This is a genomic window from Pedobacter miscanthi (assembly GCF_003315595.1).
GTDB classification, from domain to species: Bacteria; Bacteroidota; Bacteroidia; order Sphingobacteriales; family Sphingobacteriaceae; genus Pedobacter; species Pedobacter miscanthi.
The window spans coordinates 90,038-111,560 of sequence record NZ_QNQU01000016.1; the positions used below are offsets into that span (position 1 = coordinate 90,038).

Annotated in this window: 23 protein-coding genes; 14 read left to right on the forward strand and 9 right to left on the reverse strand. The window is 38.4% G+C overall.

Going from position 1 to position 21,523, the window contains the following annotated elements:
- Window positions 1-113 precede the first annotated feature (113 nt).
- Both DRW42_RS18340 and DRW42_RS18345 read left to right on the forward strand, forming a co-directional pair.
- On the forward strand, window positions 114-785 hold the full coding sequence (locus DRW42_RS18340) for a DUF1361 domain-containing protein (protein WP_113950282.1): 672 nt from the start codon (window positions 114-116) through the stop codon (window positions 783-785).
- A 48-nt stretch (window positions 786-833) separates the two neighbouring features.
- Complete coding sequence (locus DRW42_RS18345; RefSeq protein ID WP_113950283.1) at window positions 834-1,397, forward strand: hypothetical protein; 564 nt, start codon at window positions 834-836, stop codon at window positions 1,395-1,397.
- A 141-nt stretch (window positions 1,398-1,538) separates the two neighbouring features.
- Here DRW42_RS18345 and DRW42_RS18350 read toward each other — a convergent pair whose 3' ends face one another.
- From DRW42_RS18350 to DRW42_RS18360, 3 genes are all read right to left on the reverse strand, one after another.
- On the reverse strand, window positions 1,539-2,582 hold the full coding sequence (locus tag DRW42_RS18350; protein WP_113950284.1) for a ferredoxin--NADP reductase: 1,044 nt from the start codon (window positions 2,580-2,582) through the stop codon (window positions 1,539-1,541).
- A 143-nt stretch (window positions 2,583-2,725) separates the two neighbouring features.
- Complete coding sequence (locus DRW42_RS28835; protein ID WP_158544366.1) at window positions 2,726-2,896, reverse strand: hypothetical protein; 171 nt, start codon at window positions 2,894-2,896, stop codon at window positions 2,726-2,728.
- A gap of 193 nt (window positions 2,897-3,089) precedes the next feature.
- Complete coding sequence (locus tag DRW42_RS18360; protein WP_113950286.1) at window positions 3,090-3,872, reverse strand: lytic transglycosylase domain-containing protein; 783 nt, start codon at window positions 3,870-3,872, stop codon at window positions 3,090-3,092.
- Between the two features lie 263 nt (window positions 3,873-4,135).
- Here DRW42_RS18360 and DRW42_RS18365 point away from each other — a divergent pair, with 263 nt between their 5' ends.
- The 6 genes from DRW42_RS18365 (at window position 4,136) to DRW42_RS28595 (ending at window position 9,460) form a co-directional block, all read left to right on the forward strand.
- Entirely contained in the window at window positions 4,136-5,602 is a 1,467-nt protein-coding gene (locus DRW42_RS18365) for a pseudouridine synthase (RefSeq protein WP_113950287.1), read from the forward strand.
- A 657-nt stretch (window positions 5,603-6,259) separates the two neighbouring features.
- On the forward strand, window positions 6,260-7,369 hold the full coding sequence (locus DRW42_RS18370) for a lactonase family protein (protein ID WP_113950288.1): 1,110 nt from the start codon (window positions 6,260-6,262) through the stop codon (window positions 7,367-7,369).
- Between the two features lie 6 nt (window positions 7,370-7,375).
- Window positions 7,376-7,870 (forward strand): SRPBCC family protein, encoded by a 495-nt coding sequence (locus tag DRW42_RS18375; protein ID WP_113950289.1) that lies wholly within the window; start codon window positions 7,376-7,378, stop codon window positions 7,868-7,870.
- A 2-nt stretch (window positions 7,871-7,872) separates the two neighbouring features.
- The gene (locus tag DRW42_RS18380; RefSeq protein ID WP_244215313.1) at window positions 7,873-8,403 is read left to right on the forward strand and encodes a phytanoyl-CoA dioxygenase family protein; all 531 of its coding nucleotides are present in this window, start codon (window positions 7,873-7,875) and stop codon (window positions 8,401-8,403) included.
- Between the two features lie 404 nt (window positions 8,404-8,807).
- On the forward strand, window positions 8,808-9,182 hold the full coding sequence (locus DRW42_RS18385; protein WP_147243774.1) for a hypothetical protein: 375 nt from the start codon (window positions 8,808-8,810) through the stop codon (window positions 9,180-9,182).
- Between the two features lie 89 nt (window positions 9,183-9,271).
- The gene (locus tag DRW42_RS28595) at window positions 9,272-9,460 is read left to right on the forward strand and encodes a hypothetical protein (RefSeq protein ID WP_147243775.1); all 189 of its coding nucleotides are present in this window, start codon (window positions 9,272-9,274) and stop codon (window positions 9,458-9,460) included.
- A gap of 52 nt (window positions 9,461-9,512) precedes the next feature.
- Here the strand turns inward: DRW42_RS28595 and DRW42_RS18390 are convergent, their stop codons facing one another.
- The 4 genes from DRW42_RS18390 to tilS form a co-directional block, all read right to left on the reverse strand.
- Window positions 9,513-9,959: a KTSC domain-containing protein gene (locus tag DRW42_RS18390; RefSeq protein WP_113950344.1), complete on the reverse strand. Its 447-nt coding sequence runs from the start codon at window positions 9,957-9,959 to the stop codon at window positions 9,513-9,515.
- A gap of 218 nt (window positions 9,960-10,177) precedes the next feature.
- Window positions 10,178-11,320, reverse strand: a complete 1,143-nt coding sequence (bshA, locus tag DRW42_RS18395) for an N-acetyl-alpha-D-glucosaminyl L-malate synthase BshA (protein ID WP_113950291.1) — start codon at window positions 11,318-11,320, stop codon at window positions 10,178-10,180.
- A 116-nt stretch (window positions 11,321-11,436) separates the two neighbouring features.
- The gene (locus DRW42_RS18400) at window positions 11,437-11,925 is read right to left on the reverse strand and encodes a hypothetical protein (RefSeq protein ID WP_113950292.1); all 489 of its coding nucleotides are present in this window, start codon (window positions 11,923-11,925) and stop codon (window positions 11,437-11,439) included.
- The gene (gene tilS, locus DRW42_RS18405; protein ID WP_113950293.1) at window positions 11,926-13,257 is read right to left on the reverse strand and encodes a tRNA lysidine(34) synthetase TilS; all 1,332 of its coding nucleotides are present in this window, start codon (window positions 13,255-13,257) and stop codon (window positions 11,926-11,928) included. It lies immediately after the preceding gene.
- Between the two features lie 65 nt (window positions 13,258-13,322).
- Between tilS and DRW42_RS18410 the strand changes: the two genes are divergently transcribed.
- Genes DRW42_RS18410 through DRW42_RS18420 form a run of 3 tightly spaced genes read left to right on the forward strand, consistent with a single transcriptional unit; the run spans window position 13,323 to window position 16,291 of the window.
- Window positions 13,323-15,680 (forward strand): OstA-like protein, encoded by a 2,358-nt coding sequence (locus DRW42_RS18410; RefSeq protein ID WP_113950294.1) that lies wholly within the window; start codon window positions 13,323-13,325, stop codon window positions 15,678-15,680.
- Between the two features lie 36 nt (window positions 15,681-15,716).
- Complete coding sequence (locus tag DRW42_RS18415) at window positions 15,717-15,938, forward strand: hypothetical protein (RefSeq protein ID WP_113950295.1); 222 nt, start codon at window positions 15,717-15,719, stop codon at window positions 15,936-15,938.
- The gene (locus DRW42_RS18420) at window positions 15,938-16,291 is read left to right on the forward strand and encodes a type II toxin-antitoxin system RelE/ParE family toxin (protein WP_113950296.1); all 354 of its coding nucleotides are present in this window, start codon (window positions 15,938-15,940) and stop codon (window positions 16,289-16,291) included. The genes DRW42_RS18415 and DRW42_RS18420 overlap by 1 nt, the downstream gene beginning before the upstream one ends.
- Here DRW42_RS18420 and DRW42_RS18425 read toward each other — a convergent pair.
- Together DRW42_RS18425 and DRW42_RS18430 are read right to left on the reverse strand one after the other, a co-directional pair.
- Entirely contained in the window at window positions 16,243-16,815 is a 573-nt protein-coding gene (locus DRW42_RS18425; protein ID WP_113950297.1) for a non-canonical purine NTP diphosphatase, read from the reverse strand. The two genes, DRW42_RS18420 and DRW42_RS18425, sit on opposite strands and share 49 nt — an antisense overlap.
- Before the next feature lie 182 nt (window positions 16,816-16,997).
- The gene (locus tag DRW42_RS18430; RefSeq protein ID WP_113950298.1) at window positions 16,998-17,651 is read right to left on the reverse strand and encodes a hypothetical protein; all 654 of its coding nucleotides are present in this window, start codon (window positions 17,649-17,651) and stop codon (window positions 16,998-17,000) included.
- Between the two features lie 140 nt (window positions 17,652-17,791).
- Here DRW42_RS18430 and DRW42_RS18435 point away from each other — a divergent pair, with 140 nt between their 5' ends.
- Genes DRW42_RS18435 through DRW42_RS18445 form a run of 3 tightly spaced genes read left to right on the forward strand, consistent with a single transcriptional unit; the run spans window position 17,792 to window position 20,724 of the window.
- Window positions 17,792-18,343: a hypothetical protein gene (locus tag DRW42_RS18435; RefSeq protein ID WP_244215314.1), complete on the forward strand. Its 552-nt coding sequence runs from the start codon at window positions 17,792-17,794 to the stop codon at window positions 18,341-18,343.
- A gap of 54 nt (window positions 18,344-18,397) precedes the next feature.
- Window positions 18,398-19,756, forward strand: coding sequence for a peptidylprolyl isomerase (locus DRW42_RS18440; protein ID WP_113950300.1), 1,359 nt, complete (start codon window positions 18,398-18,400; stop codon window positions 19,754-19,756).
- Between the two features lie 5 nt (window positions 19,757-19,761).
- A complete protein-coding gene (locus tag DRW42_RS18445; protein WP_113950301.1) occupies window positions 19,762-20,724 on the forward strand; it encodes an AAA family ATPase in 963 nt (320 codons plus the stop codon).
- The last annotated feature ends 799 nt before the right edge of the window (window positions 20,725-21,523 follow it).

A 21,523-nucleotide genomic window follows, 5' to 3' on the forward strand; every position in this document is an offset into this window, starting at 1 on the left:
TTCGATATTTTTTTGAAAAAGTGAATTTTGATTAAAAAATCTCAGTAATAAATAAAAGCCGATAATAAAGCAATGGTTTTGTATTTTTAGGGAAAATAACGATCGCTAATCAAATGATAAACAAACTCAAAACAATGGGAAGGTTAAATATTACCATCCTTTTAATTGCAATGACTTTATTTTGCTTTGCAATATCGATAACCAGGTATCTAATTACAGGCACAAAAGTATTCCTGTTTCTGAACTGGAATTTATTTTTGGCGCTTATCCCCTGGACGATCAGCTCTTTGATGTTAATTTATAATCTAAATAAAAAACCGCCTCTGGTTTTATTGATTATATCGTGGGTGCTGTTTTTCCCGAACTCACCATATATCCTTACCGACCTGTTCCACCTGCGCCTGCATGGATCGGCACCGGTGTGGTTTGATCTGGTTTTGATCTTATCATTCGCCTGGACAGGATTGGTATACGGTTTAACCAGCCTGATGGATATCGAAAAAATGCTGTCAAACTATTTAAGTCAAAAATGGGTTAATACGGTTATTGTTTCATTCCTGTTCTTGGCCGGCTTTGGCATTTACCTCGGCCGCTACCTGAGATGGAACAGCTGGGACATTATCAAAAACCCACTCGGATTGGCTGTCGATATTATAGATCGGTTCATCAACCCCTTTAGCCATCCCCGCACCTGGGGAATGACTTTGCTGATGGGCATATTACTGAACATGATTTATTTTTCGATAAAATTTATAAAAGTCAAACCGGAATTGAAGGGCATCTAATCAAAAACTGCTATTAATCTATTTTTCTAACGCTCTCAATCTCACAAAATGGCATTGATACATTTTATCTTTGAATTATTTAAAATCTTAATACAAAGCGCAATTTATTCTTCAATAATCTTTTTCGGTATAAACAGCCTTGTAAAACCAAAACCGGGCAGCTTTTTGTATTTTTTCAGGAATAAAAAAATGTTAACATGGGTATCAAGCTGGGGAATTATCTCTTTCGGATTATTTTTCTTCATGTTTTCCTACTATGGAGATCACGGACTGGGAGATAGCGCCAGAATTCCGATAGGCCATCATAGAGAAATCAGTCAAACTGATATCATGTCACATATCGAACCAAAGAATAAAGGCGTCATATATATAAATGAATTTAGCATCACTGATGACTATGTTTACGGTACATTAGAAAAATATAATTTAGACTTAAATCAAAATTATTTTGTTTACGACCTGAAATTAAATACTGTTCAGCTTTTCGATCAGGCAATACCATTCAACTACTTCTTAACTTCAAAAAATGTCAGTCAGGAATCTGCATATCAAACTTTTAATTACCACTACAATCAATACTGGAACGGATGGAGGTTTTGGTTGTTACCATAAGCATATTTAAAAGATCTCTCCGTTTCGCTGCGCTTAAGTCGAAATGACGCCGCTACTATGAACGCCACGTTAACCCAATGAACCTGTGAACGATTGAACCAATGACTAATGAACAAATGACCAATTAACGATTGAACTAACCTACCACTCTATCGTCGTCCCATTCTCTGTAGGGTGTCCCGTACAAACCAGCACCCTTCCTCTTTCCAGTTCATCGTCGGTAAGCACTTCGTTGTAATCCATCCTAACCGCACCTTTAGTGCAATTGGCCACACAGGTACTGCATACGCCACCACGGCAGCTGTAAGGTAGTTTGATTTTATTTTCGAGCGCAACGTCTAAAATTCTTTTTGGCCAGGGCACATCCAGATGATATGTTTCACCACTAAAATTCAACACAACAGAATAGGTATTTTTATCAACTATTTTTTCAGTACTATCATCTTCATCAAGCTCATCTTCGGGCAGCACGAAAGTTTCTCTTTTAATCTGTTTAATATCGAAACCCATGCCTAATAAAGTAATCCGGCAGAGATCCATGTAAATTACTGGCCCGCAACTGTAAAACAGCGCATTATCCCTGTTGAAATGTAAATGTTCTTTAATCAGTTTTTCGATATAAAATTTATTTAGCCTGGCTGTCATCAGGTTTTTGCTGTTGCTGAAAACCCAAACAATTTTTAACCTATCGGGATATTTTTCCTGCCACTCATTCAATTCATCATAAAACAGTGTTTCTTCCTTTGATCGGTTGCTGTACACCAGGGTGATTAACGATTTTTTCTCGCGTACCAGTGCTGTTTTCATAATCGAGAACAAAGGTGTAATACCCACCCCGGCGGCAAAAAGAAAAAGATCGCGTTCTAAATTTTCTTCCGGAATATAACTGAATAATCCCTGCGGTTCCTGTGCAAACAGAATATCGTTTACAACAGTTTTATGATGTAAAAATCTCGAAATTTCACCATTCTCCACACGTTTTACCGTAATGGCCAAAGGCTCGTCTACATCAGGCGAACTGTTAAACGAATAAGATCTTCGGATTTCCTTGTGCGTTCCCTGAAAAACCAGCGATAGAAACTGCCCCGCCTGATATTCTGGATATTGATGATCAACCTCCTCAAACTGAAAAGTAATATTATCGCCCGGTTGATTGATTATTTTATTGATGCGCAGCTTGAACATATTGCAAAGAAAGGGTTTTGAGCGTAAAGCGAAAAGCGTTTGGCGTAAATTTAAAGATCATTTGTTGGTTAATCGGTTAACTGTTTAAATTGGTTAAAAGATCAGTATTTCTAGTTCAGTAATTCGCTATCCATACGCGATCATCATCCTGAACTTGTTTCAGTATCTATCCAGTAAGCGTTTTTCCCTATATTGAGATATCGACTTCCCATCGCTAAGGATCCTGAAATAAATTCAGGATGACGTAACGGAAGAAGCTTTTCCGTGTCAATCCGTGCATCCGTGGCTAAAAAGTTCATTAGTTCACTGGCCATTCGTTCATTGGTTAGCATGATGCAGAAATTTACACATTGTAAACTGAAAATTGCCAACTGAAAACTAATGACTGGTTAGCATAATGCCTATCTGAGTAATCTCCTAATCTGTGAAATCACTTTTCCAAAAAAAAGCGTCCCGATTGAAACCGGGACGCCTTACCAAATGCTTGTCTTTATCTTATTAATTATATTATCCGCCGTTATAGGCCAATAATACCCTCGGTTTTTTGTAACCGTAACGTTTCGGATGTTCCATAATCTGTTTCATCGAAATTACCTTATAAACATAGCCACCAGTTTCGCGGTTCAGCTTCATTTTGTAGTAATTATCCTGATTCTGATTATTGATCTGCTTGCGCAGGCGTCCGTCGCCAACATTGTAAGCCGCAGCTACCAATGTCCAGCTTTCTAAACCTTTATACATGTCTTTAATGTATTTGCAGGCTGCAATAGTTGATTTGCGCAGGTTATAGCGCTCATCAACATCTCCATTTACTCTTAAACCATAGGTACGTGCAGTACCCGGCATAAACTGCCAGATTCCGGCTGCACCTTTTGGCGAAGTTCCTTCAGTCATTCCAGATTCGACCAGGGCCAAATACTTGAAATCGTTCGGGATACCATAAGCGGCAAGGATTGGTTCGATAATCGGGAACCATTTTGCTGCTTTTTGGTGCAAAAGATTGGTTTGTGTGTTCTTGTAACTGTGTGCGGCAAGAATTTTTTTCATTTTTCTTTCCACCCTTTTGTCGCCCAAAGGCAGGGTTTCGTCCGCGAAATTTAACTGGGCCATCAGAGTTAGAGGTTTCACAACGTCTTCAACTTCTATGCTATCAGTTTTTGTTATTGTAGAGCTTAATTTTTCTTCCTTAAAAAGACTTTTTTTTGTTAAGGGCATTTGGTAAGTGAACACTTTTGCCAAGATAAATAGTGTTGCCACTACTGAAAATGGTACGATGTGTTTCTTTAACATTCTCCTCCTTTTTTTGGTGAAACTTATATAAAAACGTCGGCAAAGCTAAAAAATAATAAGCACACTATCAAATAGTTACGAAAATAAGCACAAAAAACGACCTTTAAAGTGCTTTAAACGTGGATTTTAAATTTTGATTTTCACCCAAATTTCCATATATTAGAGGCTATTTTTTTATCTAATTTTTCGGCTCTTAAAATTGTTATGTTCAGCATTTTTTCATAAATTTGCAGCCCGCATTTTTAATGCGTTAAAAGCGTATCATGATAAATAAAAACAACAGGAACAGTCGGGATGACAAGTCCAAACCAGGCAGTCGGAGAACAGAAGGCAGAAGTAGTTCGGCCGGGTCTGACAGAAAAAGATCAGACGACAAAGACAGCAAATTCAAAAAATCATCCGATTCAAAAGAAGGCTTCAGACCCAGAAGCGCAGACGGTAAAGATTTCAAATCAAAATCTTTCGGAGACAAAAAAGATTTCAAACCAAGATCAGGTGGACGTGATTTCAAATCAAAAGATTCGGAACCACAAAGTTTCAAATTCGGCGATCGTGAGTTTAAATCAAAAGATGCAGCATCCGAAGACCGCGGTTTTAAACCAAGAGAAAGCAAATCGAGGGATTACAAACCAAGAACCGGCGATCGCGACTTCAAACCGAGAGAAGGCGGATCAAGAGATTACAAACCAAGAACAGGAGACAGGGATTTTAAACCAAGAGAAGGTGGTGCAAGAGATTATAAGCCAAGAACAGGAGAACGCGATTTCAAATCTAAGGATGGAGATTCGAGAGATTTTAAACCGAGAACTGGCGGTTACAAAGATTTTAAATCAAAAGGAAAATCAGACTTCAAGCCAAGTGCCGGAAGTTCAAGAGATGTAAAACCCAGAGAGCCAAAAGAAGGCGACACGCGTCCGTTCAGAAAACGCGAGGAAGCACAGCCAAGGGATACAGAATTTAACCGCCCGGAGCGCACTGTAATTACCCAGGGCCGTAAAACAAATGAAGATAAAGGCTTAATCCGCCTGAACAGATATATTTCAAATGCAGGTATCTGCTCTCGCCGTAAGGCCGATGAACTGATTATTGCCGGCATTATTACCGTAAATGGCGAAGCCGTTACCGAACTGGGACATAAAGTAGACCCAGCTAAAGATCTGGTACGTTACAATGGCGAATTATTAAAACGTGAGAAAAAAGTTTACGTTTTATTAAACAAACCAAAAGATTATATCACCACAACTGATGATCCGCAGGAACGTCGTACCGTAATGCAACTGGTTGATAAAGCCAGTCGCGAACGTATTTATCCGGTTGGCCGTTTAGATCGAAATACCACAGGCTTGTTGCTAATGACAAATGATGGCGATTTAGCTGATAAATTATCGCACCCTAAAAACGGTATCACTAAAATCTACAATGTTGAGTTAAACAAAGCTTTATCACAGGGCGATTTAAATAAAATTGCTTTTGGTTTAGAACTTGAAGATGGTTTGATTAAACCTGATAACATTTCTTATGTTGCCGGTGGAACCAAAAAAGAAATCGGTATTCAGATCCACAGCGGAAAAAACAGGATTGTTCGCCGTATTTTTGAACATTTAGGTTACAGTGTAGAAAAATTAGACCGTGTGGTTTATGGCAATTTAACCAAGAAAGATTTACCTCGTGGTAGATGGCGCTATCTTGAAGAACATGAATTAATCCAGATTAAACACCTGATTAAATAATATACGAGGCAGCCGATTGGCTGCCTTTTTTGTTTTTAAATTATCGTCCTCGTTTGTAACGAGGATGCGGGAGAAAGACGATTGTATCGTCAGATTACCAACCTTTCTTAAAAAAAATCTCCGTGTTAATCTGCGTCTCTGTGGCAAATTTACCCTCATCTATCGTCCTCATTTATAACGAGGATGCAGGAGAAAGACGATTGTATCGTCAGATCGCGAATCCTTCTTGCATAAAACCTCCGCGTTAATCTGCGCCTCTGTGGCAAATTTTCCCTCATCTATCGTCCTCGTTTGTAACGAGGATACAGGAGAAAGACGATTGTATCGTTAGATTACCAACCTTTCTTAAAGAAAACCTCCGCGTTAATCTGCGCCTCTGTGGCAAATTTACCCTCACCTCATCTATCGTCCTCGTTTGTAACGAGGATGCAGGAGAAAGACGATTGTATCGTCAGATTACCAACCTTTCTTAAAAAAACCTCCGTGTTAATCTGCGCTTCTGTGGCAAAACTATTCCTACTACGAACTTGCATCGAGATTGCAGAACAAGGAAAATTGTATGGTTAGGATTAAAAAATTCTTCAAAGCGTTCAGAATGACAATATTCCTTTTAAATTAAATTTTCGCCATATTTGTTAAAATCAACATCAGCCTTTTATGAAAAAAATCAGTTCACTGTTCGTGCTAACCATACTATCGACTTTAACATTTGCGCAAAAAAACAACTACAACCTCATTATTGGCACTTACACTGCACCCGGAAAAAGTGAAGGGATTTACACCTATGATTTTAACACTTCAACAGCGGTCACTTCATTAAAAAGTACTGCTAAAAATACGGCAAACCCGAGTTATGTAGCCATTTCTCCTGATCAGAAATTTATTTATGCGGTTAATGAAACCGGAGCAACAAGTACCGTCAGCGCATTTAAATATGATGCCTTAACCGGTAATTTAATTTTTCTGAACAAGGTTGATAGTCATGGCGCCGATCCCTGCTATATTACAGCCGATGCCAAAAATGTGATTGTAGCCAATTATAGCGGAGGCAGTTTGGCCGTTTTCGAACGCAAAGCTGATGGCACTTTAACCGAAGCCAACCAGGTAATCAAACATACCGGAAAAAGCATCGACCCTAAAGGCAGACAGGAAAGTGCACACGTACACATGACCGTATTTACACCTGACCATAAATATTTAATTGTTAACGATCTGGGTGAAGATCAAACTTATATTTACAACTATAATCCTACCGGAAAAGAAAAAACATTAACAGTTAAATCGGTACTTAAAACCAATGCAGGTACTGGTCCGAGGCACATTACTTTTAGTCCGAATGGTAAATTTGCCTATTTAGCGCATGAATTTAATGGTAGCATTACCGTTTTTGCCTACGCTAACGGCAGCTTAACCAAAATTCAGGAGATTGGCACAGCGACAAAAGATTTTACCGGAAAAATTGACGGGGCCGACATCCATGTTTCGGCTGACGGAAAGTTTTTGTACGAAACCAACCGTGGTGATGCAAACAGCATTTCTGCTTTTTCAGTTCTGCCTACCGGAAAATTGAAATTTATTGAAACGGTAAGTACTTTAGGCAAAGGACCAAGAAACTTCGCCATTGATCCTACTGGCAAGTTTTTATTGATCGGACATCAATACAGTAATAATGTGGTTATTTTTAACCGTAATAAAACGACAGGTAAATTAACCGACAGCGGCAAAAGGATCGAGGTTGGTGCCCCGGTTTGTTTAGTTTTTAATTAAAAAGCCATGGAAAACTTCGATTGGACAAAATTTACAATCAGGATTGCTGTTAAAGCAAAACTTGAAGATATTTATAATGCCTGGACACAGGCCGCCGAGATTGAAAAATGGTTTTTAAGTGATGCTTCTTTTACTGATGAGAATGATGTTTTGCTGAGCAAATCGCAAAATGCACTTAAAGGCGACCGCTATAAATGGATCTGGTATCTTTATGATGACATCGAGCACGGAACCATAGCCGAAGCGAACGGTAAAGATGAGTTCCAGTTCACTTTTGCAGGCGATTGTTTGGTTCACATTAAACTCCGAGAAGAATTTGAATACGTTGTTGTAGAACTTACCCAAAAAAATATCCCTGAAGACGATAATTCAAAGCGAAATATCCGATTGGGCTGTCACAACGGCTGGAGTTTCTACCTGATCAACTTAAAGTCTGTTTACGAAGGTGGTTTAGATTTAAGAAACAAGGATAACCGATTTAAACCAATGCTGAATAATTAGGAATGGACTTTGCAGTTAAAAAGCAGGAAATCGGCCAACTTGGTTTTTCGATTATTGATAATATATTTTCTGGTTCTGAAATTGAAACTATTTCTGCTTTAATCAAACAGGCAGATGCAACAAAGGATACATTTAGAAAATCGGATGATCTTTTTGCTATCCGACAGTTTTTAAAGGAAATTCCAGAGACTATCAGCATTATTTTTAACAGCAATTTAAAAAACGTCATCAAGCAGCTTTTTGGTGAAGATTACTTTCTTGTTAAATCCATCTATTTCGATAAGCCCGAAACTTCAAACTGGTTCGTTTCCTATCATCAGGATTTAACGATTTCGGTTGATCGTAAAATCGAAATACCTGGATTCGGCCCTTACACTAATAAACACAATCAATTTGCTGTTCAACCGCCACTCAACATCCTCGAAAGCAATTTTACGATCCGCATCCATCTTGATGACACCAATGAAGAAAACGGAGCATTAAAAGTAATCCCAATTCGCACAGCAAAGGCATCTATCGACCAGAAAATATAAACCGGAAAGTTGAAAAAGAAGTAAGCTGCAATGTAAGTAAAGGCGGCATCATGATTATGAAACCCTTGTTACTACACAGTTCTGGCCGGACCACCAATCATCAAAAAAGAAGGGTAATCCATTTAGAATTCAGTAATCAGGTGCTACCGGAAGAACTGCATTGGTCGGAGTACCTTGATTTACAAGTCGTCATCTCGACCGTAACGCAGTGAAGCGGAGAGATCTATCCCGAGACAGATTTCTCGACTGCGTTGCTCTCCGCTCGAAATGACGATATTTTTTGAGGGCGTACGCATTAACTTCTCTGTCGTTTATATTGATTTCATGCAATAAATTCAAACTCGAAGTAACGGTAAAAAGAGAACTCTTCGATTTACCAAATTATCCCTACCTTTAAAAAGAAAATGAATTGTAAATCAACATACTCCGCACAAAAACATACAAAATGGACAGTATTCTTTGTCATGTTTTTGAGTTTGTTTACCTTTTCGAATAATGTTTCAAATTCAATCATTTTTCAACCTAACCCCGGTTTTCAAGCAGAATGGGTTTATCAAAAACGCAATAATTTCACTGCACAAGCTGTATTCCAGAAAACGGCAAAAAGAAATGCGGCGCGCTTAAAAGAATTCTTCATACGTGTTTTAGCTTTCAATAAATTCCTATTAGTCAAGTTAACGCAACTTGCAGAAGCATCTTTATCTATACCAGCCGCACTTAGCTCTTTTGTTCTGGAAGGAGTACCAAATTACCCTTCAGAAACAGTTCCGGCAAGTTAATTGGGATTTTAATCCAAACTATCAGGCTATTCAATTATTTGTTTACGGGGCTCTTGGTCATCCGACCAGGAAATCACCATTTATACAAAATGCAGTATTGTAAGAAAGCCATAAGGCTAATGGGATTGGTATTACTGATCTTTTTAGCCTCCATTGGGTTAAGCGGAGGTGTTCCAATTCCTCCCTCAAACCGAAAAGAAAACCATATCGAAATAAAAACAGAGTTAAAAGAGACAGAAGAAACTGAAAAATTAACTTTATTAGATATCAGGGAATAAAAAAAGGTCCCGATGAAAATCGGGACCTTTTTAAATATGTTTAATGACTATTTTAAGCAGGTTCTGCTACCCTTGCTACATTACGGTAAGGGAATTCGTTAAAAATATGACGGCGGGCGAAACGGCCCGGAGAATCGGCATTTACCAGTTTGATGTAAATTGCCCTAGGCACATCAAAATACTCGTAAGCACTTCCGTCAAAAAACTGAATATTTAAAACAGATTGTTTGTATTCGAAATCCTGGATATTTGACAAAGTTGTGGTTTGCGTATAGGTTTCTATATTCTGTTCGCGTGTTTCGGGCGCAATACTTACCAAAAAATGGTAAGCTTCGATAATTTCTTTACTTCTTGCTTCTGCATCCAGTCTCTCTTCTTCCTGCTGAAATTTATCAGGATGGCAATCTTTCATCAGCGTACGGTACACCGATTTAAGCTCTTTTAACTCAGCATTTTTATCTACGTTCAAAAGCTTTCTGTAATCAACTATTTTCTTCATTGGGCTAACCTCTTTTTTAATTTTGGTGAAACGATTCAGCAATTTTCATCTGCAAAATCATTTCAAGCCGCAAAGATACGATTTATAATCATTTGATTTTGAGAAAGTTTTGTTTTGTTGAATATTAACAATTACCTAACCTAATGGTAAAACTAGGCACAAAAAAAGTTTTGCAATATTTACATCGCAAAACTTAATATAAAACCAATGCTTAGTGATTAATACTTAGCCTGTAAAGAGTTTTCGATTACCTCTTTATAATAATTGATGTATCCGGGAAGGATCTTTTTCAAATCAAAATCCTGCGCCCTGGTAAAGGCATTTTCTTTAAAACGGTTCAGGGTTTCATCATCTTTTAAAATTTCAATTGCGTGGGCGGCCATTGCTTCAACATCACCAACATTGCTCATGTAACCGCAAAATCCATCTACATTCAGCTCGGGTAAACCGCCGGCATTGGTTGTAATTACCGGTACTTTGCAGGCCATGGCTTCCAGGGCGGCCAAACCGAAACTTTCAGATTCAGAAGGCATCAGGAAAAGGTCTGAAACGGATAAAATCTCTTCCACGGCATCCTGTTTACCTAAAAACCTTACATTTTCGCAAATATTAAGCGAGCGGCAAAGCTGCTCATTATAAACACGTTCAGGTCCATCGCCAACCATTAATAATTTAGATGGGATTACCGCCTGTACCTTTTCGAAGATCCTGATCACATCTTCTGTACGTTTTACTTTCCTGAAATTACTGGTATGGATTAAAATCCTTTCGTTATTTGGGGCAATTGCTTTTTTGAAGTGATCTTTTGCCTGTAAACTAAAACGGCTAAAATCTATAAAATTAGGAATTACCTTAATTTCCTTTGTAATCTCGAAATGACGGTAGGTATCTTCCTTTAAATCTTCCGAAACGGTAGTTACGCCATCGCTTTGGTTGATCGAAAAAGTTACCACCGGTTTATAGGTCGGATCTTTACCTACCAGAGTAATATCGGTGCCATGTAGGGTGGTTACCACCGGGATATGGATGCCATAACTAGACAAAATCTGTTTTGCCATAAAGGCTGCAGAAGCATGCGGGATGGCATAGTGAACGTGCAATACATCCAATTGCTCAAAACGCACCACATCTACCAGTTTGCTGGCTAATGCCGATTCGTAAGGTGCATAATCAAAAAGCGGATAATTCCTCACCGAAACCTCGTGATAAAAAAGGTTTTCAGAAAAGAAATCGAGCCTTGCAGGCTGGCTGTAAGTGATAAAGTGAACCTGGTGACCTTCGCTGGCAAGCGCTTTACCGAGTTCTGTTGCAACTACTCCACTACCGCCAAAAGTGGGGTAGCAAACAATTCCTATCTTCATTATAAACGTATTGTTGTTACCGCAAATGTACCCGATTTTAATCTATAATGCATGTCGGCCTATTGCAATAATAAAGACTAGGTATTAAGTAGAGATTTTATCAGTAAGATGTATTACTATTTGAGGTTTCTCATTTCTTCTTTGATCACCAAAAAAAGCTCGTTTGGTCTTTGTGTACCGATAAAGTACTCTAAACCATCACGGTCAGTTAAAACCACCGCATCTTTACCTGATGAATAAAAACGGATAGTGCCTTTGGTGTGCAGGTTATAAACCGGGTTATTGAAAAAATAACGGCTATAGGTCGCTTTACGCACATCAACAATACTGTTTAAGTCTATTTTAACACGTTTGGTTGTCCAGAGTCCATCCAAAATCATGCTGCCGTTATCCACAACTATTTTATACTGGATCAAAAAAAGCAGCAACATCGAAACACCAATAATGCCGAAACCCACTACAAGGAACAGATCCTGGGTATTATCCCGGTCGCGTTCGTATACGTATGCCGCAAAACAGAATGCAGCCATAATCAGCCGGATGAAAATGCGGACATAATCGCGGCCGATGTACTGTTTTTCGATATAGGCGTATCTGCTTTCCACTTATTTAATTTTGAGTTCGAATATAGCAACTTTTTTGGTTGCAGTTGTTAATTTATATCGGTTATCCTGCCGCATCCCCACAATCCAGATAATTTCGCCATTTCCGTTCACCAGAATCGGCGTGGTACCTTTTAAATGCAGGGGAACTTTTTCGTCAATAAAATAATCACTTACCTTCTTCAGGCTCCGCATGCCCAGCGGGGTAAATTTATCGCCATTTTGCCAGTTTCTCAATGCCAGTGGAAAAATCAATTTATCGGCATTTACAAAAGCTTTACGCGCATTAATTTCAAACTTTATTTCTTCTGTAAATTGTAAAGATATTTCATTCCCGGCAAAAACAACGCTTTTGCTTGTTGGGTGGATAAACTGGTTTGCAGTAACCATCTTATTTTTCTCAATGATTACCAGATCATTCCTATTGATAATGGCCTGATGCGTAGCACTAAAAAAATGTGTTCCGCTAAGGGCTTTTAAGCTATCCAGAATTTCATGCACCACATTTTCGCCAAAGCCATAAGGTTTCAGCAATTCGTAAAGTAATAGTTTCTGCGGGTTTAATTTCTCAATTTCTACCAGCGAAATATAAATCGCATCGGCCTTTTTATTTATAATTTTGGCCTCCAGTTTCTCCACCTGCACATTTAAAAAAGTCTCAAGTTCGGCAAAACGGGCAATATTCTCGGCAAAGGTTTTTTCTAAATTCGTATTGATTTCCTGCAGATGCGGTACTACCTGCAACCTGATTTTATTTCGGGTATAATTTGTACTGGCATTCGAACTGTCTTCCACAAAATCAATATTATTTGCCGCTACAGTTTCTTCAATCTGCTGCCTGGTTAAAAACAGCAATGGTCTGATCAGTCGGTCTCGTTTGGGCAAAATACCATGCAGGCCACTTATCCCTGTGCCACGCGTAAGGTTAATCAAAACCGTTTCTACTGCATCGTTCTGGTGTTGTGCTAAAGCAATATAATCATACTCTTCCTTAAGCCGTATTTCTTCAAACCAGTTATAACGGAGGTCGCGGGCAGCCATCTGGGTAGAAATTTTATGCTCAGCTGCATATTTTTTTGTATCAAAATGCGTTACATAAAAAGGTAACCCTAAATTTTTGGCCAGCAGTGCAACAAAATTTTCATCACGTTGTGCCTCACCGGCCCTTAAATTAAAGTTACAATGTGCAACGCCAACATCAACGCCTACTGCTTTAAACAAATGCAACATTAATACCGAATCTTTGCCGCCGCTTACGGCCAAAAGAATCCTGTTACCCCGAACAAACAACTGTTGTTGTTCAATAAAATCCTGAAATTGCCGTAGGGGTAACATCCACCAAAAATATTTAATTTTAACTGGTATTCCGAACGTTCGGAACAAAAAACTAACTTTGTAGTGTGCAAAAACTATTTGTCTTTTTATTTCTCTTAATCAGCCCCGTATTTTTATTCGGCCAGCAACCCGCTTCGAAGATTAAAGTTGTATCATATGATCACATTTTAATACGGACAAATGAGAATGTCAGTTTTCTTCGGAACCCAGTTTTTCAACAGGATAATGCTACTTTAACTTGCGATAGCGCTGTATTTTACAGTAAGAGGAACTATTTCGAGGCTTTTAAAAATGTGCACATCAATCAACTCACCACTGATATATATTCCGATCAATTGGAGTATGACGGGAACAAAAAACAGGCGCATTTAACCGGAAATGTAAGAATGGTTGACCCAACATCGGTTTTAACCACAAATATTCTCGATTATAACACATTAAGCAAAATTGGCACCTACACCAGTGGTGGCAAAATTGTGAATAAGGATGTAACCCTTACGAGTAAAAATGGCTATTATTTTAGCAATTCAAACGATGCCTATTTTAGATACGATGTAGTGGTAGTTACGCCGCAATCGGTTATCAAATCGGATACGATGAGTTATAATACGCAAAGTAAGTGGACCTATTTTTATGGCCCAACCAATATTAAGGGGAAAGATGACAACCTGTACACCGAAAATGGTCAGTACAATACATTAACAGAAGATGCTTTTTTTGGGAAGAAAAACCTTTATACACAGGGTACACGTTCATTAAAAGGAGATAGTTTGTATTATTACGGTAAACAGGGGATTGGTAAAGCGGTTAAGAACATTGTTTTCTCTGATACGAAAGATAAAATGAAAATGTTTGGCGATTTAGGTTACTATTATAAACTCGATCAGCGAACATTGGTAACCAGAAATGCTTACTTGGGCATTGGCACCGAAGATTCGGTTATGGTGAAAAACAAAAAAAGACCCGATAGTTTATGGATGGGGGCAGATACGCTGGAAACACAGATGGTACTGCAAAAAACCTTAAAACTGATTCCTAAAATTTCGATTAAAGCCGATAACCAGGTTGGGGAAGATGACGAAGACGGCGGAAAGAAAGAAAAATCGGAGCCAAAAGAGAAACCGGAAATTCAGACCCCGCAAAAAGACGACAGGAGCAAACGCAATGCCGCCAGGAACAATAAAAAGAAAAAGGGTAATGGCGATGCTGAAACGGAAGACGCGCTAAACCTGAAGGACAAAAGCATTGATAGTTTAAAAACAAAAATAGACTCGCTTGGCAAAGGAATACCTAAAATGGGTGTGGATAGTTTGCAAAAAGGCAATATTTTAAAGAGCAAGGCCGATTCTATTATTAAAACGCTGCCCAAGCTCAAAACAGATAGCCTGCAGAAAAAGATAATCGATAAGGCGGGTCCTGCAATTAAAGACCTTTCGAAAGCAAAAGTGGATAGCCTGCAGAAAAAATTAGTAAAAACAGGTGCTAAGGATAGTTTAACAAAAGCTTTAGGGAAGTTAAACCTTGGAAGACCAAACGATACAGCTAAATTTAATCCTGCTGATACCGTTCAGGCACGCATTGTTAAGGCTTACCATGGTGTTAAGATCTTTAAAACAAATATCCAGGCCAAAACTGATAGTCTTTTTTACACCAGTGCCGATTCTACCCTGCGCTGCTATAGCAACCCGATTATATGGTCGGAAGGTTCGCAACAGGTTGGCGATACCATTTATGTGCAGTTTAAGAACAAAAAACTCAACAATTTACAGTCCATCAGAAATGCTTTTCTGGTAAATACCCCAACCGATTCGCTCAGGTTTAACCAGATAAAAGGCCGGTTAATGACAGGTTTCTTTTCTAACGGAAAAATGAAGACCCTATATGTTGACGGCAATGCAGAAAGTATTTATTACACGCAAGATGATAGCACAAAGGTTTATAAGGAAATGAACCAAACGTTAAGCAGCCGGATAAAATTCATTTTTAAGGACAAAGAAAATGCAATTGATAACATTGTCTATATCAAGGGCATAGAGGGGGCTTTAAATCCGGAAAACGAAATCGCAAAAGACCATGCTTTAAAGGGCTTTTCGTGGAAACCCAGCGAGCGGCCAAAATCGAAGAAAGATGCGGTTGGCTCGGCAGGCAAACCTAAGCCCAAAATAAAGGCAAAAACTGTTGCAGGCAAAACATTAGCGGGAGCGAAAACCACTGTCCCAGCAGCTAAGTCAATATCAGGTGTTCCTGCCACCAAGCCCAAAATTACGCTCCGTAATGATAGCTTGAAGCTGGATAAAAAACTGCCTCAAAATAAACCGGCAGATACGGCTAACTTCGGTATTAAACCCATTCTGCCAAAAAAAGATACCACTCAGGTAAAAAAAGATACTACCCAGGTAAAAAAGCTGGCTGGTAAAATGTAGTTTGTTAATCAATAAATTAATGGTTAAATTTATTTCATGGATTTACAATCAGAAAAATTAAGTGTACTCCAACAGATTATCAATTCGGATGATGAAAGTTTAATCAGGGATATCAAATCATTGATTACAGCCAGAGATTTTGATTGGTTTGATGGATTAAGCGGCAGTCAGCAGAATGATGTACTCGAAGGAATCAATCAACTCGACAAAGGTGAAAGTTTTAGCCACGAGGAAGCAAAAAGAAGATTTAGCCTATAATGGAAATTATATGGTCTAAAAAAGCAGGTGAAACTTTCCAGAAAAACATTGATTATCTAAAAGAAAACTGGACAGAAGTAGAAGTAAAAAAATTTATCAACAGGGTATTTGCCTACCTTGAAACGCTATCCAAAGAACCATTCATTTCCAGAAAAACGTATAAAACGAAAAATACCCATATTGGTTTTATCATTCCACACATCTCTGTTGTGTACCGGATTAAACCAAAAAAAGAGACTTTAGAAATCGTAACTTTTATAGACAACAGGCAAGTAGTAAAAAGAAAAAAAGATTTCTGTAGCCGTTACCCCTTCAAAAACTCAATCATTTTCTTCAATGCAATTGCCCTATGACTGATTTTATTCTTCTCAGCCATATCCATTTCGGCAAAAGTGATATCATAACCGTCGGGCTGAAATATTGGATCATAGCCAAAACCTTTCGAACCCGATAAGTCTTCCCTGATTGTACCTGCTATCACACCTTCAAAAATATGGTTCTGCCCATCCTGCATTAAAGAAATAACGGTTTTAAACCTGGCATTCCTGTTACTATTTTCTTCCAGTTTTTTTAAAACGAGCTGGATATTTTCATTACTGTCACGGCTTCCTGAGTATCTTGCAGAATAAACTCCAGGTTCATTATTTAAAGCCTCCACTTCCAAACCGCTATCGTCGGCAAAACAATCTAAATTGAAATGCTCTACCACATAACCGCTTTTCAAACTTGCGTTTCCTTCAAAAGTATCGGCCGTTTCAGGAATATCTACAAAACAACCAATATCCTCTAAATTCAACACTTCATATTTACCTTCTAACGCGGCACGTATTTCTTCTGCTTTATGTTGGTTATTGGTAGCGAAAACAAGTTTTTTCATGATGTTTGTTGGAATGTTATAAAGTTGGAAGGTTGTAAAATTGTAATGTTTTAGCGCAAAAATTAAATGCTATATCTCTGTACTTGATACTCAATATTTGATTCTAGATACTTGATTCTAGATACTAAATACTTGATACTATAAACTCGATACTAAACACTTGATACTCCAATACTAAGCCACTATTTAATTTTCTGCAGATGTCCCCAAAGCATTTTCTTCGCTGTGATGTCACTATCGAGATGATGAAGGTTTGGCGCAAAGATGATTTTAGTGCTTTCGTGCATGATAATTTCGTTCTGCCAGGTGAGGTTCAGTTTCAGCTCAGCAATTTCCACCCCAAAAGACAACATGATAACAGGTTTGAAAAATCGGTGCAACGCTATATAATCTGTTCCTTTGTAATTTGCATAATTTAATAGGGCGAAATCGGGTGTACCGAGATCAACAGCCTTAACAATTTTTCGCAGCAGTTCCCTACCCTGTTCGGTACTTACATCATGCTGCTGATCGTTCACTAAAATCAATACCGATTTTTTATTACCGCCCAAAAATTTAAACGTTTTTTCAGGCATTGCTTCCTCTACAATACGCGGAATTTCAGGTGCTTGAGGATAAACTTTTGGTATTTGTGTAGATTTAATTTCAGGAATCTGGATGTTTTCTGTATTTAAAACCGTTTCCTTTTCTACTGCAACAGCAACATTTTCAGCAACAAAAACCGGCTCTGGGTTACGCAAAGGCTGAATTTCGACACTATCATCCTTTACAACAAAAACTTCATCGGTAAAAAATAAACGTAAAGCATTCGCATTGTTGGTAACCTGGTTTTCCATTCGTATTTTTGCTGGATAATAATTTCTGTTAAAATTAGTTAAATATCTTATAATAGCGCCGCTAATTGTTACTTTTATCCCTTAAAATTTATAGAGTGCTCTGTGTGAGGAAGGCTTATTGCTTATTTGTTTTCAGCTTTATGTACGGCATTTCATTTGCACAGAATGTTGCTGTGGTTAATGGTAAATCAATAAGTGCCAGGGAGTTTATGTGGGCTTACAAAAAAAGCCACAATGGAAACATTAGCGTTGCTTACGATACCCTGCAAACCTATTTAAACCTCTACATAAATTTTAAACTTAAAGTTTTGGATGCCCGCGACATGGGGCTTGATAAAAGTGCCAGTTATCAGGAAGAAATCAGAACTTACGAGGATGCGTTAACTACGCATAAAAAAGTTGGGGTGAGCAATAAAGACCGTGATTTTTTATTAAACGAATACCGCGAAGGTGTTTTAATGTTCAACGTTTCAGAACAAAAAATCTGGAACAAGGCACAGGAAGATGATCAGGCGATAAATGATTTTTATACCAAAAATCAAAAAAACTATAATAAACCTTTAAACGAAGTGAGAGGTGAGGTAATTGCCGATTATCAACAAAGTTTAGAAGAAAAATGGCTAAAAAGCCTTAAACAGAAATATCAGGTAAGGATTAACGAAAATGAGCTTAAAAAACTCGCCAAGTTATAAACAAACTGATAGAGTTGACCATAAATATTAAATTTGCAAAATATAACAAATAGAATGAAGAAAGTTTTTTTAGTAGCAACCGCTTTAATTTGCCTGTTTTTAAACAGTTATGCGCAAAAGCATACTGTAGATAAAGTTGCTGCTGTTGTAGGAAATAATATTATCCTGCTATCAGATTTGAACCAACAATACACACAATATCTTTATCAGGGAAATACACCCAATGATGAGATTAAATGTAAAATTTTGCAACAAACCCTAACCCAGAAACTGCTTAAACAACAGGCCGAAATTGATTCGGTAATGGTAGAGGATGGTGCGGTTGACGATGAGGTAAATAAACGCATGCGTTACAGTATGCAGCGTGCCGGTGGTCAGGAGCGTTTAGAGCAATTTTTGAACAAATCGGTTCTTCAGTATAAAGATGAAATCAGGCCATCGGTAAAAGATGAACTGATTGCACAAAAGATGCAGCAAAAAATCACCGAAAACATCAATGTTACCCCAATGGAAGTTGAAAAATACTTCAAATCATTAGGCGATAGCATCCCTGAATTTAATACTGAAGTTGAAGTTGGTGAAGTAATTTTAAACCCACAGTTAACCCGGGCAGAGAAACAAAAATTCCGCGATAAAATCGAAGCATTACGTTTAAGGGTTAAAGCGGGCGAAGATATGGGCGTTTTGGCTAAAACCTACTCAGAAGATCCGGGTTCGGCAGCTGATGGTGGTGATTATGGTTTTATCGACAGAAATACCATGGTAAAAGAATTTACCGCATGGGCATTTAAATTAAAAGCAGGAGAAATTTCGCCGGTTTTTGAAACGGATTATGGTTTCCACTTTTTACAGGTATTAGAGCGCCGTGGCGAGCAGGTACACGTAAGGCACATTTTAATTATGCCTAAAACCACACCTGAAAGTTTAACACGTTTAAAACTTCATGCCGATAGTATTTATAATAACATTATCGGTAAAAAAATAAGCTTTGCCGCTGCTGCAAACTTATATTCTGATAATAAAGAAACCAAATATAATGGTGGTATGATGCTTAATGCCGAAAATGTTCAGGCAAGAAGTACTTTCATCCCGGTTGATAAACTGGATCCATCGGTATTTTTGGTAATCGATAGCATGAAAATCGGTGGTGTTTCCAAACCTGATTTATTTACTGCTGCTGATGGAAAACAAGGTTACCGCATTTTATATTTAAAATCGAAAATCCCTCCGCACAAGGCAAATATGAAACAGGATTTCCCAAAAATCAGGGATGCTGCACAAAGTGATAAAATTAATCGTACTTTAAGCGAATGGTTTCAAAAACGTCGCGAAAGCACTTACATTAAAATCGACGACGAATTTAATACCTGTGATGAATTAAAAATCTGGACAAAAACCACAGCCGCAAAATAACACCAATGCAGTATAAGAACGAAGTAGAAGCTGTTGATGCACTTCACCAATCTTTCAACAACATTAAAGCCGAAATAAGTAAGGTAGTAGTTGGACAGGATGACATCATAAAATCTGTTTTAATCGCCATTTTCAGCAACGGACACTGTTTGCTGGTTGGCGTACCCGGATTAGCTAAAACTTTACTTGTACAAACTGTGGCATCTGTTTTAGACCTCGATTTTAACAGGATCCAGTTTACACCCGATTTAATGCCAAGCGACATTATCGGTGCAGAAATTTTAGGAGAGGACAGGCACTTTAAATTTATAAAAGGGCCTGTTTTTTCTAATATTATCCTTGCCGACGAAATTAACCGTACCCCTCCAAAAACCCAGGCTGCATTATTGGAAGCCATGCAGGAGAAATCGGTAACCGCAGCCGGACAAACGCATGCACTGCCAAAACCATTTTTTGTTCTGGCCACACAAAACCCGATTGAGCAAGAAGGAACTTATCCCCTACCCGAAGCCCAGTTAGACCGTTTCATGTTCAATATCCAGTTAAACTATCCTGCTTTTGCAGATGAATTGAACATCGTAAAAAACACCACCAGTAATAAAACGATTCAACTGCAGAAAATTATCCATGCAGATGATATCCAGTATTTCCAGAAACTGATCCGCGATATTCCTGTTACCGATAATGTTTTGGAATATGCCGTTAAACTGGCCGCCAAAACCCGTCCGAATACCGAATTTGCTACCGATGCGGTAAACAAATACATCAGCTGGGGCGCTGGTCCACGTGCTTCACAATTTCTGGTATTGGGCGCAAAATGCCATGCAGCGGTAACCGGAAAATACTCGCCGGATATTGAAGATGTAAAAGCAGTTGCCGAGCCTATTTTACGCCACCGTATTGTACGCAACTACCGCGCCGAAGCCGAAGGTTTATCAATCGAAAAAATCATTAAAGATTTATTGTAGTTGTTAGCCGGGATTATAAACCCATCATTAACAGCCCTTAATCTAAAACCGTTATCTCGATCCGATAGTTATCGGAGGAAATACAGCTGAACAGAGCTCCTTCGACTTCGCTACCATTTGTAGTTTCTAACCAAAAACCGTCATCTCGACTGAAACGCAGTGGAATGCCTGCCCGTACAGGCGGGGAGAGATCTATCTCGAGGTTAGATTTAGCTTCGCTAAGCACTCCGTGGTTCTCGACTTCGCTGTGCTCCGCTCGAAATGACGATAAATCCAGACCAGCGATTGGTTACCTTTTTACATTTCCTGCATTAAGAATAAAAGAGGTAAATGGAAATCGTAAATCCCATCCTTGCGTTTATATGGCGAAGGATAATTTCAATACTATTCTTAGTCTTTTATATCGTTGGCTGGATATATACTTTCATATTTTTCCATACACTGCCGGTAAGTACAAAACTAAGATGCGGCATGCCCGATTTAGGTATGATTGTAGGCATTCTATCTCTCACTTTTATCTACTTTGTCACTTTCCTGATCATTACCCTGGTAAGTAAAGGTCGGTCGAAAAAAGAATTCATGGTTATTTCAGCTATTATTCCTTTACCGATTTATATAGGGGTAATTGATATGGTGACCTAAATCCCGACTAATAAACAAACGTCATCTCCGTATCGGAGAGATCTATCTCGAGGTTAGATTTAGCTTCGCTGAGCACTCCGTGGTTCTCGACTTCGCTGTGCTCCGCTCGAAATGACGTTAACTTTTAGGAGTTATTTACGTTAACGTATCTGTCAAT